This window comes from Anaerobacillus sp. CMMVII, assembly GCF_025377685.1.
Taxonomy (GTDB): Bacteria; Bacillota; Bacilli; order Bacillales; family Anaerobacillaceae; genus Anaerobacillus.
Genome location: NZ_JACEHK010000016.1, coordinates 128,199 through 145,304 on the forward strand (window position 1 = coordinate 128,199; position 17,106 = coordinate 145,304).

Annotated in this window: 10 protein-coding genes and 4 pseudogenes; all 14 read left to right on the plus strand. The window is 36.9% G+C overall.

The window, feature by feature from the left end; all coding sequences use genetic code 11:
* Positions 1-85: 85 nt before the first annotated feature.
* The 14 genes and pseudogenes from H1D32_RS20780 (at position 86) to rpsO (ending at position 16,902) form a co-directional block, all read left to right on the plus strand.
* Positions 86-1,238 (plus strand): annotated as a pseudogene (locus tag H1D32_RS20780) (1-deoxy-D-xylulose-5-phosphate reductoisomerase).
* A gap of 104 nt (positions 1,239-1,342) precedes the next feature.
* Positions 1,343-2,598 (plus strand): annotated as a pseudogene (gene rseP, locus H1D32_RS20785) (RIP metalloprotease RseP).
* Between the two features lie 232 nt (positions 2,599-2,830).
* Positions 2,831-4,540 carry a proline--tRNA ligase gene (locus H1D32_RS20790; RefSeq protein WP_261180123.1) on the plus strand — a complete coding sequence of 570 codons (1,710 nt, stop codon included), beginning with the start codon at positions 2,831-2,833 and terminating at the stop codon, positions 4,538-4,540.
* Between the two features lie 361 nt (positions 4,541-4,901).
* Complete coding sequence (locus H1D32_RS20795) at positions 4,902-9,038, plus strand: PolC-type DNA polymerase III (protein WP_396126275.1); 4,137 nt, start codon at positions 4,902-4,904, stop codon at positions 9,036-9,038.
* A 325-nt stretch (positions 9,039-9,363) separates the two neighbouring features.
* Entirely contained in the window at positions 9,364-9,834 is a 471-nt protein-coding gene (gene rimP, locus H1D32_RS20800) for a ribosome maturation factor RimP (RefSeq protein WP_261180124.1), read from the plus strand.
* A 91-nt stretch (positions 9,835-9,925) separates the two neighbouring features.
* The gene (gene nusA, locus H1D32_RS20805) at positions 9,926-11,056 is read left to right on the plus strand and encodes a transcription termination factor NusA (RefSeq protein ID WP_261180125.1); all 1,131 of its coding nucleotides are present in this window, start codon (positions 9,926-9,928) and stop codon (positions 11,054-11,056) included.
* 18 nt (positions 11,057-11,074) lie between these two features.
* Entirely contained in the window at positions 11,075-11,350 is a 276-nt protein-coding gene (gene rnpM / locus H1D32_RS20810; RefSeq protein WP_261180126.1) for an RNase P modulator RnpM, read from the plus strand.
* Positions 11,347-11,646, plus strand: coding sequence for a YlxQ family RNA-binding protein (locus tag H1D32_RS20815; protein ID WP_261180127.1), 300 nt, complete (start codon positions 11,347-11,349; stop codon positions 11,644-11,646). The genes rnpM and H1D32_RS20815 overlap by 4 nt, the downstream gene beginning before the upstream one ends.
* Before the next feature lie 53 nt (positions 11,647-11,699).
* Positions 11,700-13,825 (plus strand): annotated as a pseudogene (gene infB, locus H1D32_RS20820) (translation initiation factor IF-2).
* Positions 13,822-14,100 (plus strand): DUF503 domain-containing protein, encoded by a 279-nt coding sequence (locus H1D32_RS20825; protein ID WP_261180128.1) that lies wholly within the window; start codon positions 13,822-13,824, stop codon positions 14,098-14,100. Before infB ends, H1D32_RS20825 begins: the two are co-directional and overlap by 4 nt.
* A 66-nt stretch (positions 14,101-14,166) precedes the next feature.
* Positions 14,167-14,514 (plus strand): 30S ribosome-binding factor RbfA, encoded by a 348-nt coding sequence (rbfA, locus tag H1D32_RS20830; protein ID WP_261180129.1) that lies wholly within the window; start codon positions 14,167-14,169, stop codon positions 14,512-14,514.
* Between the two features lie 81 nt (positions 14,515-14,595).
* Positions 14,596-15,513, plus strand: coding sequence for a tRNA pseudouridine(55) synthase TruB (gene truB, locus H1D32_RS20835; RefSeq protein WP_261180250.1), 918 nt, complete (start codon positions 14,596-14,598; stop codon positions 15,511-15,513).
* Between the two features lie 58 nt (positions 15,514-15,571).
* Positions 15,572-16,521: pseudogene (gene ribF, locus H1D32_RS20840) on the plus strand (bifunctional riboflavin kinase/FAD synthetase).
* A 111-nt stretch (positions 16,522-16,632) separates the two neighbouring features.
* Entirely contained in the window at positions 16,633-16,902 is a 270-nt protein-coding gene (rpsO, locus tag H1D32_RS20845) for a 30S ribosomal protein S15 (RefSeq protein WP_129079326.1), read from the plus strand.
* The last annotated feature ends 204 nt before the right edge of the window (positions 16,903-17,106 follow it).

Below are 17,106 nucleotides of genomic sequence, written 5' to 3' on the forward strand. Positions count from 1 at the left end.
TACCTCTCTAATTGAAAAATAACAATCTATGCAAAACAGCCTATATAATAGAAAGGCTATTACAATGTTATGAGGAGTTTTATTTATGAAAAAAATAAGTTTGTTAGGGGCTACAGGGTCTATAGGGACTCAAACTTTAGAAGTGATTAAAAGTCATCCGGACAAGTTTAGTCTTGAAGCAATTTCGATTGGAAGAAATACTGACCTTGGCTTACAACAAATAATTGAGTATAACCGAAACTTGTTTCAGTACAATTAAAGGAAGATTATGATAAACTGATAAATGAAATTCCTGAAGGTGTAAGACTTTTTTATGGTGAAGATGGGTTAGAAGAAGTAGCTGCTAATAATGCCGCTGACATTTTAGTTAATGCGGTATTGGGTAGCGTTGGGCTTAAACCAACGCTCTCGGCTATCCGTGCGGGGAAAACTATTGCTATCGCTAATAAAGAAACTCTCGTAACGGCAGGCCATATTGTAACGGCAGAAGCTGAAAAGGCTAACGTCGCGCTCCTTCCGGTTGATAGTGAACATTCTGCAATCTTTCAATGTTTGCAAGGAGAAAGGATACAGGAAGTCGAAAAATTAATCTTAACAGCTTCTGAGGAAGTTTTTCGAAATCTTGAGCGATCTCAGTTAGAAACTGTCACTGTTCAAGATGCCCTAAATCATCCAAATTGGTCAATGGGTGCAAAAATAACAATAGATTCTGCAACTATGATGAATAAGGGCCTTGAAGTTATTGAAGCTCATTGGCTTTTAAGATGCCTTATGAACAAATAGAAGTATTGTTACACCAAGAAAGTATTATTCATTCTATGGTTGAATTTATTGATGGTAGTGTTATTGCCCAGTTAGGAACACCTGACATGAAGGTGCCGATCCAATTTGCGTTGACTTATCCAAAACGGTTACAATTAGCAAAGAAAAAACGTCTAAACTTATGGGAAATTGGAAAGTTACATTTTTCTAAACCTTCATTTGAACGTTATCGTTGTCTACGTTTTGCTTTTGAGGCTGGTAGAAGTGGTGGGACAATGCCTACGGTTTTAAATGCAGCTAACGAAGAAGCAGTATCCCTATTTTTAAATGGGACAATTTCGTTCTTAGAAATTGAAGAAGCTATTGAACGCGCTTTAAATGAGCATGAAAATATAGTTTCACCTACCCTAGAAGTGATTCAACAGATTGATAAGGAAACGAGGAACTTCGTTAAGAAAACAATGGTAAAGAAATAATCCTTATATCTAACTAAGAGAAGTACATAGCGGATCTTCATTATTACTAGATAAACGATGTGGTTGTATTTTCTGACAAAAATAATTTGAAAAGGTGGGATTTGGTGAATACATTTATTTCTATCATCATCATATTTGGATTGCTCGTATTCATCCATGAGCTCGGACATTTGATTTTTGCGAAGCGAGCTGGAATTTTATGTCGAGAATTTGCGATTGGATTTGGACCTAAGCTTTTTTCCTATAAGAAAGATGAAACAGTCTATACAATCCGGCTACTCCCTTTAGGTGGATTTGTAAGAATGGCTGGAGAAGATCCAGAGATGATCGAGATTAAACCTGGTTTTCAAATTGGCCTAGGTTTTGCTAGAAATGGTATGGTAAAAGATATCGTCATAAATAATAAATCAAAGCATCCTGATGCTAAAGTTATTACTGTTGAGAAAATAGATCTTGAACATCAGCTTTATATCCAGGGCTATGATGAAAATGATGAACTGCAAACCTATCATGTAGACCCTAAAGCAGATTATATTTATGATGAACAACGAACTCAAATAGCTCCTTACAACCGTCAGTTTGGTTCAAAAACAATTGCGCAAAGAGCAATTGCGATCTTTGCTGGACCGTTTATGAACTTTGCATTAGCTGCAGTAATCTTAATAACGTCGCTTTGATTCAGGGCATGCCTGTTAATAAACCTATTGTTGGTGATGTTATTGAAGATGGTGTAGCAATTGAAGTTGGCTTACAAAAAGGTGATTATGTTGTTTGCAATCGATGGAAACCCGTTAGAAACTTGGGGAGATTTAACAAGTGTGATTCAACGAAGTCCTAATAAAGAACTTCTTTTTAGAATTAATCGTGATGGACAAGAGTTTGATGTAGCCATTGTTCCAGATGTACGAACGGGCCCCAATGAACAAACTGATGGCTTTATCGGGATATACCCTCCAACTGAATTTGCACTTGTTGGATCAATTATCTTCGGTTTTTCTCAAACTTGGGAGTACATTGTCCTGATTATTGAGAGCTTAGGAATGTTAGTAACTGGCCAATTCACATTAGATCATTTATCTGGACCAGTAGGTATATACAATTACACAGGGCAAGCAGCTCAAATGGGGATATTTGTATTAATGCAATGGGCCGCTATACTAAGTATTAATTTAGGAATTATTAACCTATTGCCACTCCCGGCTCTAGATGGAGGAAGGTTAATATTTATTGGGTTAGAGGCGGTTCGAGGAAAGCCATCGACCCTCAGAAAGAAGGAATCGTCCATTTTGTTGGATTTGCACTTTTAATGGTGTTGATGCTAGTGGTAACTTGGAACGATATTAACAAATTCTTTCTTTAAAATGTAAGAATTGATGTAGAAGGTGGTTATTGTCGGATTTGCTTCGAAGCTCCTTTATTATCATTCGTACATTAGTCGTAGTAATTCGTTGTAATTTAATTGAAGGCTGTTTTCATAACTAATGGTGTTTTTTGGACGTAGTCTAGCTTTTGCTCGGGCTACGTCCAAAAAGTTAAGAAAAAACAAACATTCTTTGAAAAGAGTCTAAGAAAAATAAATAGAGGTGTTTAGAATGCGTCAAAATCATTTTTTGAGTCCTACCCTTCGCGATGTACCATCCGATGCAGAAGTAACAAGTCATCAGTTAATGCTACGAGCAGGACTTATTAGACAAACAGCATCGGGAGTTTATTCTTTTTTACCGCTTGGACTACGTGCCTTAAAAAAAGTTGAAAATATCGTTAGAGATGAAATGGATCAAGCTGGAGCTCAAGAAGTTCTAATGCCAGCAATTCAACCTGCTGAACTTTGGCAAGAAAGTGGTCGTTGGCAGGCTTATGGTCCTGAGCTAATGCGTTTTAATGACCGTCATAATCGTGAATTTGCCCTTGGGCCAACGCATGAAGAAGTCATCACTACATTAGTAAGAGACGATGTGAAATCTTATAAAAAACTACCAATGACTTTATACCAAATTCAAACAAAGTTTCGCGATGAAAGAAGACCACGTTTTGGTGTCCTTAGATCTCGCGAGTTTATTATGAAAGATGCCTATTCATTCGATACGAATCAAGCAGGCTTAGATGAAAGCTACGACAAGATGTACGATGCATATACGAATGTATTTACGCGTTGTGACCTAGACTTTCGTGCAGTAGTTGCCGATTCTGGAGCAATGGGTGGAAAAGACACTCATGAATTTATGGTACTTTCAAGTATTGGTGAGGATACAATTGCTTATTCAGATACAAGTAACTACGCAGCTAATGTTGAGATTGCGCCTGTTATTGCTAATTATGAAAAAAGTAATGAAGAATTGCTGGAGCTAGAAAAGTTTTCTACGCCTGAGCTCAAAACAATTGATGAGCTAACAGAATCATTAGCGATTAGTAAAGAAAAGTTAATCAAAGCTGTCCTATTTATCGTTGATGAAAAGCCAGTTTTAGCATTAGTTCGTGGCGATCATGATGTTAATGACGTGAAAATCAAGCATTATTATGAGGCAAAAGTAGTGGAGCTTGCTTCTAGAGAACAAACTTTAGAATTTATGAATTGTGAACCAGGATTTATTGGACCAATTAAAGTAACTCCTGTAGTAGAAGTAATCGCCGATAAGGCCATTGAAGCTGTCGTAAACGGTATATGTGGTGCGAATGAGAAGGATATGCATTTTAAAAACGTTAATCCAAACCGAGATTTCTCGGTTAAGGCCTTTATAGACCTTCGCTTTATTATAGAAGGTGATTTATCGCCGGATGGGCAAGGAACAATCCGTTTTGCTGAGGGCATTGAAGTTGGTCATGTTTTTAAATTAGGGACAAGGTATAGTGAATCGATGGGGGCACAATTCCTTGATGAAAACGGGAAGACTCAACCAATGATCATGGGTTGTTACGGAATTGGTGTAACGAGAACCGTTGCAGCTGTCATCGAGCAACACCATGATGATAAAGGGATTGTCTGGCCAAAAGAAGTAGCGCCTTTTGATATTCATTTAATTGCAGTAAATTTAAAAGATAGTGATCAAAAAGACCTCGCTGAAACTCTCTATAGCCAATTAAAGAAAAACGGTTATGATGTTCTTTTTGATGATCGCAATGAAAGACCAGGAGTGAAATTTACAGATGCAGATCTAATTGGATTACCTATTAGAATAACGATCGGTAAAAAAGCAAATGAAGGTATTGTTGAAGTGAAAAATCGTAAAACGACAGAAGTTTTCGAAGTAACGATTGATCAGTTAACTTCTACGATATCTGATATATTAGCAACATTAAAATAATAGTTGATAATGGTACCTTTCCGATTAGGGTACCATTTATCATTTTAGCCAGAAGGCCCCACTTCAAATTTTCGTTAGAAATTAAGCAGGGGAGTTCACTTTTCTGTAAACTGATAAATATTACTATACGAACAAAATGGTGAAACGTGATAGTATAGATGAAGACGAATGATAGATAAAGGAGGATTTTTTTATATGAGTGAAGAAAACGAATACGCCAAGAACGATTTCAACTACTCCTCCAACAGATTTTGTTTCCTACTGATCTTTCAGATAAGTTTTTTAAAGACGCACTAATTGAAAACTTACAATCTATAAAAATGAAAAAAAATGGGAGTTTGACTTTCAACTTGAAACAGCTATACCATTTCCAGTCTTTGAGATTTTTCAGCAAAGATTAGGACAAGCATTCGGACATATCGCTAAGGTTTCCTTTACACTTCGATATGTAAAGTCTGATCTTAATGAGTCATTAATTGTTGAATATTGGCCGTTTTTAATAGATAGTTTAGAAGGTTTTTCGCCGTCAATTCTGCATTACTTAAAAGGGCAAACACCTGTTATTCAAGGGCAAAAGTTAATCCTAACAGTCAGAAATGAAACTGAAGCTACTGCACTTAGTAGAAAGTTAAAGGAACCATTAAAATCTTCATTTTTAAAATTAGGCTTTCAAAACTATCAAGTAGAAACAACTGTAAAAGAATCAAAACAAGAGTTTCAACAGTTTATTGAGCAAAAAGAGCAAGAAGATCATTCGAAAATGGTTGCAGCGATGATTGAAAAACAAAAAGTTGAAAAAAGAGCCGATAAACTAGCGCAGTCTGGTGAGGCCTTAACAATTGGCTATCAAATTAAAGACGAGATTGTCACGATTGATACAATCCAAGACGAAGAGAAGAAAATCGCTATTCAAGGATACGTGTTCGACTCAGAGACAAGGGAACTAAGAAGTGGCAGAACACTTTTAACGTTCAAAATTACAGACTATACCGATTCTATATTAGTAAAGATATTTTCCAATGATAAAGAAGATGTCCCGATGTTACAAGCGATAAAAAAGGGAATGTGGCTAAAAGTTCGTGGTGGTGTTCAACACGATACATTTGTTCGTGATTTAGTTATGATTGCTAAAGACATAAATGAAATTAAACCTGTTGAAAAGAAAGATTTGGCTCCTGAAAATGAAAAGCGTGTAGAATTACATCTGCATACACCAATGAGTCAAATGGATGCTGTAACTCCTTGTAGTAGGATTATCGAACAAGCAGGAAAATGGGGCCATAAAGCAATCGCAATTACCGACCACGGGATCGTCCAATCTTTTCCTGAAGCGTATGGAGCTGGTAAAAAGCATGGCGTGAAAATATTGTATGGACTCGAAGCGAATTTGGTTGATGATGGCGTCCCAATTGCCTATAATACACAACATCGTAAATTAAGTGAGGAAACCTATATTGTTTTTGATGTCGAGACAACGGGTTTATCTGCTGTTTATAATACAATTATTGAGTTAGCCGCTGTTAAAATTAAAAATGGTGAAGTTATCGATCGTTTTGAATCGTTTGCTAATCCTCATGAAAAGTTATCGAATTTAATCATCGATTTAACTGGAATAACCGACGATATGCTAGTGGATGCACCTGAAATAGAAGATGTTTTAAAAGACTTTAAGACGTGGATTGGCGATGATACGTTGGTTGCCCATAATGCTAGCTTTGATATGGGCTTTATTAATGCAGGATTTCGTAAAATCGGTTATTCCGATTGTGTAAATCCAGTAATTGATACATTGGAACTTGCTAGGTTTTTATACCCAGAATTAAAAAATCATCGGTTAAACACATTATGTAAGAAATTTGACATTGAGCTCGTTAGCCATCACCGTGCAATCTACGATGCTGAGGCAACTGGCTATTTATTGTGGAAGTTAGTAAAAGAGTCTATCGAGCGCGAAATTGAATTTCATGATCAGTTAAATGACAATATGGGAAAAGGTGATTTCCATCGCTTACGTCCATCCCATTGTATATTGTTAGCTAAAACACAAGTCGGTTTGAAAAACCTCTATAAATTAGTTTCACTTTCACATTTGGAATATTTTTTCCGAACACCGCGAATTCCAAGATCACTGCTACAAAAATATCGTGAAGGTATTATTGTTGGCTCTGGTTGTGATAAAGGTGAAGTGTTTGAAGCAATGATGCAAAAATCGAGTGATGAGGTAGAGCAAATTGCGAAATTCTATGATTACTTAGAAGTACAACCACCGTCTAACTACGAGCATTTAATAGAAAGAGAAATTGTACGTGATGAATTGGCACTAAGAGAGATCATAACGAATATCGTGTCACTCGGTGAAAAACTTGGAAAACCAGTGGTTGCAACCGGAAATGTTCACTATCTAACTGAAAATGACGCTATTTACCGAAAGATCCTAATTGCTAGTCAGGGTGGGGCTAATCCGTTAAATAAGCAGAAATTACCAGAGGTTCATTTTCGCACGACCGATGAAATGCTAGAGTGTTTTGCATTTTTAGGTGAGGAAAAAGCAAAAGAAGTAGTTGTTACAAATACTCAGAAAATTGCTGATGAACTCGAAGAGATTAAACCGATTCCTGATGATCTTTATACCCCGAAAATTGAAGGCGCGGATGAAGAGATACGAAACATGAGTTATACGCGGGCAAGAAGTATTTACGGTGAAAATCTTCCTGAAATTGTAGAAGCGAGACTTGAGAAAGAGTTAAAGAGTATTATTGGTCATGGGTTTGCCGTAATTTATTTAATTTCTCATAAACTTGTGAAAAAATCTTTGGATGATGGTTATCTAGTTGGCTCCCGTGGATCAGTTGGTTCTTCTTTTGTAGCGACGATGACAGAAATTACAGAAGTTAACCCATTGCCTCCACACTATGTTTGTCCAAATTGTCATCATTCGCACTTTTTTGATGATGGTTCTGTTGGGTCTGGCTTTGACTTGCCAGATAAAGATTGTCCTGAATGTGGAACGAAATATGTGAAAGATGGACATGATATACCGTTCGAAACGTTTTTAGGCTTTAAAGGAGATAAGGTGCCTGATATCGATCTTAACTTCTCAGGTGATTATCAACCGAAAGCTCATAACTACACCAAGGAACTATTTGGTGAAGAGTTTGTTTATAAAGCAGGTACCATTGGAACAGTAGCTGAAAAAACAGCCTATGGTTATGTAAAAGGTTATCAAAGTGATTTTAATTTGCAAATGCGAGGCGCAGAAATAGATCGCCTTGTTTCTGGATGTACTGGAGTCAAAAGAACCACAGGTCAGCATCCAGGTGGGATTATCGTTGTTCCTGATTACATGGAAATTTATGATTTCTGCCCAATTCAGTATCCTGCCGATGATAAGAATGCAGAATGGAGAACGACTCATTTTGATTTCCATTCGATCCATGATAACATGCTGAAACTAGATATACTTGGACATGATGATCCTACCGTGATTAGAATGCTTCAAGACCTAAGTGGAATTGACCCGAAAACAATTCCAACTGATGACCCTGAAGTTTTCAAATTATTTAGTGGCACAGAAGCTTTAGGTGTGACAGAAGAACAAATCATGTGTAAAACTGGGACCTATGGAATTCCAGAGTTTGGGACCAAGTTCGTACGGCAAATGCTAGAAGAAACGAAGCCGTCGTCGTTTAGTGAGTTAGTCCAAATATCTGGGTTATCACATGGTACGGATGTTTGGTTAAATAATGCCAATGAATTAATTTACAATGGTACATGTGTTCTTAAAGAGGTTATTGGTTGTCGTGATGATATTATGGTGTATTTAATTTATAAGGGATTAGAGCCGTCTTTAGCTTTTAAAATTATGGAGAACGTTCGTAAAGGTAAAGGCTTACCAGAAGAATGGATTGAAGAAATGAAGAAAAACAATGTACCTGATTGGTATATCGGCTCATGTTTAAAAATTAAATACATGTTTCCAAAAGCCCATGCTGCGGCTTACGTGTTAATGGCAGTCCGAATCGCTTATTTTAAAGTACATCATCCTATTTTATTTTATGCAGCGTATTTTACGGTTAGGGCAGATGACTTTGACTTAGATACAATGGTTCGCGGCTCAGCTTCTATACGGGCGAAAATTGAGGAAATATCATCGAAAGGGCTAGATGCCTCACCGAAGGAAAAGAACTTATTAACCGTCCTTGAACTAGCGCTAGAAATGTGTGAACGCGGGTTCTCGTTTAAAAAAGTAGATTTATACCGTTCAAGCGCAACGGATTTTATAGTTGATGGAGACTCTTTGTTACCACCTTTTAATGCAATGACAGGCGTTGGTACAAACGCGGCCATAAATATTGTTAAGGCGCGGGAACAAGGAGAATTCTTATCAAAAGAAGATTTGCAGCAAAAAAGTAAAATCACGAAAACTGTACTAGAAAATTTAGATGAACACGGCTGTTTAGCGGGAATGCCAGATTCGAATCAGTTGTCCCTTTTTTAGTGAACATCCTCTGTATCACTACTGAACTTGCATATATTTAGGGATTATGTTATATTTTTGAGGTAATACTAAGCATAGGTGTACACAAAAAGAGTGGGGAAACCCACTCTTTCGTTTTACTCAAAAAGCCTATTCCAAGATAAATGGAAGTGTGAAAACGATTTTCATGCTATACCTATCGAGGCTTAGGTTTCAGTTAATAGGCATTTAACTATTTACTAGAACTTACATACAAGTAATTAACTCGTTTCATACTAAATAGTATCAAGATGTGAATTATGAAGGTTATATGTACAAGTTATGTTTGTTAAGGAGGGATAAATTAGTGAGTGATAAGGTGACCACCATTGTAGAACAACTAGTCACACCTATTGTTAGTGAGATGCAGCTAGAACTTGTTGATGTTGAATTTAAAAAAGAAGGTAAAAACTGGTTTCTACGAGTGTATATTGATTCAGAGTCTGGAGTCGACATTGAAGATTGTGGTACTGTAAGTGAACGATTGAGCGAACTGTTAGATGAAAAAGATCCAATACCGCAAGCCTACTTTTTAGAGGTCTCTTCACCAGGAGCTGAAAGACCATTAAAGAAATCTGCTGATGTGGAGAAAGCGGTCGGAAAAAATATTTACGTTACTTTATACGAACCAATTAACGGTGAGAAATCTTATGAAGGAAAATTAATAGCTTTTGACGGAGTGGAATTGACAATTGCCACTAAACAAAAAACACGTGTCATTGAAGTTGTTATTCCTTATGAAAAAGTTGCCAGTGCAAGACTTGCAGTAGTTTTTTAAGTGAAATAAATTAACTTTAAATGAGCAAAGTAGTTTTACTTTTCATGTAACTACGTTTGCTCTTCTAAATCGAAAGGGGGAGAAAAGCTCCATGAATAGCGATTTTATGGATGCATTAAATACGTTAGAAAAAGAAAAAGGGATTAGCAAAGAAATTATTATTGAGGCGATCGAGGCTGCTTTAATTTCTGGTTATAAGCGTAATTTTAATCAAGCGCAAAATGTGCGTGTTGATATTAACCGAGATAATGGTAGTATTCGTGTATTTGCTAGAAAGCAAGTGGTGGAAGAAGTTTTTGACGCAAGACTGGAAATTTCTGAGGAAGCTTCAAAGGCAATTAACCCACAATATGAGGTTGACGACATTGTCGAAATTGAAGTAACTCCAAAAGATTTTGGACGAATTGCTGCTCAAACAGCAAAACAAGTTGTCACACAACGAGTTCGTGAAGCTGAGAGAGGAATTATTTACGCTGACTTTATCGATCGTGAAGAGGATATTATGACAGGTATCGTCCAACGACAAGATAGTCGTTTTATTTATGTAGACTTAGGGAAAGTTGAAGCTCTTTTACCTCTTAGCGAACAAATGCCTAATGAGACATATAAGCATAATGATCGAATTAAAGCCTACATAACAAAAGTAGAAAAAACGACAAAAGGTCCTCAAATCCTAATTTCTAGAACGCACCCTGGGTTATTAAAAAGATTGTTTGAATTAGAGGTCCCAGAAATATTTGATGGTACTGTTGAGTTGAAATCAGTCGCTCGTGAAGCAGGTGATCGATCAAAAATTGCAGTCCATGCAGAGAACCCAGAAGTTGATCCAGTAGGCTCATGTGTTGGCCCTAAAGGTCAGCGTGTTCAAACGATCGTAAATGAGCTAAAAGGTGAAAAAATTGACATCGTTCGTTGGTCGGAAGATCCAGTTGAATATGTCGCAAATGCGTTAAGTCCAGCTAAGGTTGTTCAGGTTAAAGTAAACGAAGTTGAAAAAATGACTCAAGTTATTGTTCCTGATTATCAGTTATCGTTAGCGATTGGAAAACGTGGTCAAAATGCACGACTTGCAGCAAAACTTACTGGCTGGAAAATTGATATCAAAAGTCAATCAGAAGCTGAAAGCCTAGGTTTATATGATCCTAATGAAGTCATTTCTGATGAGTACGAAGACCAGGTTACTGACTATAGTGATCAAGAAGGTCAAGATGAACTAGAGTAATAAGGAGTTGGAGCAAAAATGAAAAACCGTAAAGTTCCACTTCGTAAATGTGTAGTCACAAATGAAATGAAACCAAAAAAAGATTTAATTCGTATTGTCCGCACCCCTGAAGGAGAAGTCGTTATTGACTTTACCGGGAAGAAGTCTGGAAGAGGTGCATATGTTAGCAACAGCAAAGAATGTTTTGAAGAAGCGAAAAAGAAGGATGTATTTTCTCGTCACTTAAATGTTAAAGTAAGTTCAGAAATTTATGACCAACTTATTAAGGATCGAACAAAAGGAGACTTATCATGAAGCAGCCACAATGGTTCTCACTCTTAGGTCTTGCTGCTAGGGCTAGGAAGCTTGTTACTGGGGAAGAGCTCGTAATTAAAAGTATCCGTAAGAAAGATGTATCTCTTGTAATCGTTGCAAATGATGCCTCAGATGCAACGAAGAAAAAGCTACAAGATAAATGCAACTTTTACAACGTGACGTTAATCTTTGCAGCGGACCGAGATCAGCTAGGCTCAGCAATTGGTAAACATGAACGAGTTGTTGTTGGTGTTATTGACGAGGGATTTGCTCAAAAGCTCCTTTCAATTCTTTAAAAATAGCGAAAATGCTGGATGAACAAGACCACGTTCACAAGGGAGGAAAGCAAATGAGGAAGATGCGAGTATATGAATATGCTAAAGAAAAAAATATTTCTAGTAAAGAAATTATCGAAAAACTAAAGTCACTAAATATCGAGGTAACTAACCATATGTCAGTCATCAGTGAAGATGCTATGAAACAATTAGAGGGTCCGAAAAAAGAGGAGCCGAAAAAAGAAACACCTAAAAAGAACAACACGAATAATGAAGCTGCTCCAGTTCAGAAAAAGAAACCTGAACAAAAGCCAGGCAATAAAGGCAATCAAAGTAACAATAATGCTAAGAACAACAACTTCAAGAAAAACAATGATAAAAATCGCAATAAGAAAAATAATCAAAACCATAAGCCACAGGTAGAAGAGAAGAAAGAACCTATGAAAACACCAACGAAAATCACTTATTCAGGTTCCCTAACAGTAGGAGAACTAGCGAAGTTGCTTTATAAGGAGCCTTCAGAACTAATTAAAAAGTTATTGTTCTTAGGTGTAATGGCAACAATTAATCAAGAGTTGGATAAAGATTCAATCGAATTAATTGCAAATGATTACGGTGTAGAAGTTGAAGAAGAAATCATTTTAGAGACAACTGATTTTGAGAGATACGAAGAAGATGACGATCCAAAAGATTTAAGAGAGAGACCTCCAGTTGTGACAATCATGGGTCACGTTGACCATGGGAAAACGACTCTTCTAGACTCCATCCGTCATACGAAAGTTACAGCAGGTGAAGCTGGTGGGATTACTCAGCATATTGGTGCTTATCAAGTAGAAGTTAATGGTAAAAAATCACGTTTTTAGATACTCCTGGACACGCAGCTTTTACAACGATGCGAGCTCGTGGTGCCCAAGTTACCGATATTACCATTTTAGTTGTTGCGGCAGACGATGGGGTAATGCCTCAAACCGTTGAAGCTATTAACCATGCGAAAGCAGCGGAAGTTCCAATTATTGTTGCTGTGAATAAAATGGATAAGGAAGGTGCTAATCCTGATCGTGTGATGCAAGAGTTAACTGAGCACGGTTTAGTATCTGAAGCTTGGGGCGGGGATACCATTTTTGTTCATGTATCAGCTCTAAAAGGTGAAGGTATTGATGACCTGTTAGAAATGATCCTATTAGTTTCTGAGGTAGAAGAATATAAAGCAAACCCTAAAGCTTATGCTCGTGGAACAGTTGTTGAAGCAGAACTTGATAAGGGACGCGGTGCAGTTGCAACACTACTTGTTCAATCGGGTACTTTACATGTTGGTGATCCAATTGTTGTTGGTAACACATTCGGTCGCGTTCGGGCCATGGTGAACGATTTAGGTCGTCGTGTTAAACTCGCTGGCCCTTCTGCTCCTGTAGAAATTACTGGACTTAGTGATGTTCCTCAGGCCGGAGATCAATTCTTAGTATTTAAAGATGAAAAGACGGCTCGTTCAGTTGGTGAAGCACGTGCCATCAAGCAACGTGAAGCAGAAAGATCTGAAAATAGCAAAGTAAGTCTTGAGGATTTATTTAGCAGAATTCAGCAAGGTGAAATTAAAGAGATTAATGTCATTATTAAAGGGGACGTTCAAGGTTCCGTTGAAGCGATGAAAGGTTCTCTTGAAAAAATTGATGTCGAGGGTGTAAAAGTAAATATCATCCATACGGGTGTTGGGGCTATTACTGAATCCGATATTATTTTAGCTAGTGCATCAAATGCAATTGTCATCGGATTTAATGTACGTCCAGACGTAAACGCTAAGCGTACGGCAGATAGTGAAAAAGTAGATATTCGTCTACATCGTGTTATTTATAATGCGATTGATGAAATTGAAGCAGCAATGAAAGGTATGCTTGACCCAGAATTTGAGGAAAAAGTTATTGGTCAAGTTGAGGTTAGAACTACATTTAAGGTTTCAAAAGTTGGAACTATTGCTGGATGTTATGTAACTGAAGGGAAAATCACTCGTGACTCAACAGTTCGTTTAATACGTGATGGCGTCGTTATTTATGAAGGGAAAATTGACGCATTGAAACGTTTTAAAGATGATGCAAAAGAAGTAGCAACTAACTATGAATGTGGGATCACGCTAGAAAAATTCAATGATATTAAAGAAGGCGATATTATTGAAGCGTATGTAATGGAGGAAATTAAACGGACATGATCGGTTCGGTAACCTGTGAGTGTTTCATTTATGATGCGCAATCATTAAAAGGGAAGCGAGCTGTACTGAAGAGTATAATAACTCGCTTAAAGCAAAAGCTAAACATATCCGTATCAGAAACCGACTACCAAGATCTCTGGCAACGTACAGAAATTTCAATCGTTACAGTATCTAGTGATCGGGTAGTTGCTGAAAAAGAATTAAATAAAGCTTTAGCAATGATTGATGCTACTCCAGAAATTGAACGAACAATCACAAATTTTGAATGGTTTTAGAATTTTTTAAGGAAGCATATATATTAGCTCCAGCAGGCGCTTACGCATTTCAAACGAGGTGAGATTATGAGTGTTCGTGCAAATCGTGTTGCTGAACAAATCAAAAAGGAAATGACAGACATACTGCAAAGAGAATTAAAAGATCCAAGAATAGGATTTGTCACAGTTACTGGTGTTGAAGTTACTGGAGACCTACAGCAAGCGACTGTTTTTATTACAGTCCTTGGAAATGAAGAACAAAAAGAGTCTACGTTACAGGGGCTTTCAAAAGCAACTGGATTTATTCGCTCAGAAATTGGCAAAAGAATTAGACTTAGAAAAACTCCTGAGTTACTCTTTAAATTTGACGAATCGACTGAGTATGGGAATAAAATTGCAATGCTTCTTGGTGAGCTTAACAGGCAACAAGATTAGCAATGTCTTAACTAGGAGATAGTTTATTCTATCTCCTTTTCTGCTTGTGTAGATAAAAAAAAGTGGTGATTAGTAATGGAAATTCAAGGGATTTTGCCTTTACATAAACCTAAAGGAATGACTTCTCATGATTGTGTCGCAAAGCTTAGACGAATTCTAAGGACAAGAAAGATAGGTCATACAGGAACATTAGACCCTGAGGTTACAGGTGTGCTTCCGATTTGTATTGGAAGGGCAACGAAAGTAGCTCAATATATGTCAGATTACCCGAAGACATATGAGGGTGAAGTTACAATTGGTTTTTCCACAACAACTGAGGATTTCACAGGTGAAGTTATCGAAGAAAAAGCAGTTAACGGGCTGTTTTCTAGACAACAAATTGAAGAAGTACTACAATCCTTTATGGGAGAGATTGTCCAAATTCCCCCGATGTATTCAGCAGTAAAGGTTAATGGAAAGAAATTATATGAATATGCTAGAGCTGGAAAAGAAGTAGAAAGACCGAAGCGGCAAGTAATAATTCATGAATTAACATTGCTAACAGCCCCTGAAATGGTTGATGGCAATAAAGCTAAATTTTCTTTCCGTGTTCATTGTAGTAAAGGGACATATGTCCGGACGTTAGCGGTTGATATAGGTAAAAAGTTAGGGTACCCTGCACATATGTCTGCCCTAGTTCGAATTGCTTCTGGTCCTTTTAAAATTGAAGACTGTCTTAGCTTTACACAAATTGAAGATATGATGGAAAACGGAGAACTTCAAGGGGAACTATTAAAAATAGAGGAAGCGTTAGCTTTTTTCAAAAAGATTGTTGTCAATGAAGTGACCGCAGCAAAGGTGATGAATGGAATGGTACTTCCTATGCCGAAAGGTATAGATGAAAAGCGATTTACAGTTTATAATGAACATGGTGAATGTTTAGCAATTTACATGGAACATCCAAGTAAAGCTGGTTTTATGAAACCGGAGAAAATATTAAAAAATGATGTATTAGGATAATGATTGAGCAATCAGATGAGCATTAGATAAAATTGAGGTGGTAACGTTGGAAATAATTATGCTGTCACATCCTCATCAGCTAAAAAAGAGAATGTAAAAGAAACTGTCATCGCCTTAGGTTTTTTTGATGGTGTTCATTTAGGTCATCAGCAAGTGATTTCAACTGCAAAACTAAAAGCTGAGAAACTTAACATGCAATGTGCAGTAATGACTTTTAACCCACATCCTAAAGAAGTGCTACGTACAGAAACTGAAACTTTACACTACTTAAGCCCCTTGTTAGAGAAAATTAAGCTAATTGGCGAGTTAGGGGTCGACACTCTGTACGTGGTAACATTTACGAAAGAATTTGCTAATTTAACTCCACAGCAATTTGTTGACGATTATTTAATAGGTTTAAACGTTAAGCATGTAGTTGCCGGATTTGACTACTCTTATGGTAAGTTAGGTAAGGGTACAATGGAAACACTTCCTTTTCATTCACGAAACTTCTTTACTCAAACAACGATATCGAAAGTAGAAAAAGGTCAGGAGAAAATTAGTTCTTCTTATATCCGCAACCTTTTAGCGACGGGTGATGTTGATTCTATTCCACAATTTCTAGGGAAGTATTATGAGGTAAAGGGAAAAGTCGTTCATGGTGAAAAACGTGGTAGGCAAATTGGCTTTCCAACAGCCAATATTGACACTGGACGTTTTTTTCTTCCAACAACCGGAGTGTACGCAGTGTATCTCGAAGTAAAAGGCAAAATGTATGAAGGCGTTTGTAATATTGGCTACAAACCTACGTTTCACGGTGATAACAAAACGGTTAAGTCTGTTGAAATTCATTTATTTGATTTTAATGATCAAATCTATGATGAAGAAGTAAGGATTCAATGGATTAGTCGAATTAGAAGTGAACAAAAATTCGCTGCGATTCAACATCTAGTGGAACAAATTAAGCTAGATAAAGAGAAAGCAAAACAAATTTTAAAGAAATTAGCCATGTGTTCTTGCAATTCATAGCAAAACAATGTATTCTTATTACTGTACGTTTGTACAAAACCTTTGCTTGGCAATTTCGACTCACCGACGTTTGCTAGGGAATAGGGGATTATGAAAAGGAGGTGAATTAGGATGGCATTAACTCAAGAGCGTAAAAATGAAATCATTGAAACGTTTAAAGTGCACGATACTGATACTGGATCTCCAGAAGTTCAGATCGCTATCCTAACGGAGCAAATCAATACGTTAAACGGTCATTTACGTACACACAAGAAGGATCATCACTCACGTCGTGGTCTTTTGAAAATGGTTGGACAACGTCGTAACTTACTTACTTACTTACGTAATAAAGACGTTACACGTTATCGTAACCTAGTTGATAAGCTTGGCTTACGTAGATAATGAGAACATGAAAGCGGGATTCTTCCCGCTTTTTTGTTAGATTTCTTTATTGGAAAATATTTATAATTATTCAGTATTTATTCATGAATAAAATGCTTTTGAATTTACATATTTAAGGAAATAATAGAAGTTAATGAATCATCTTATACTTTAAGATGAAGAATAGTAAAACAAACCTACGCATGAATTGGCAAGTTGTTGCCA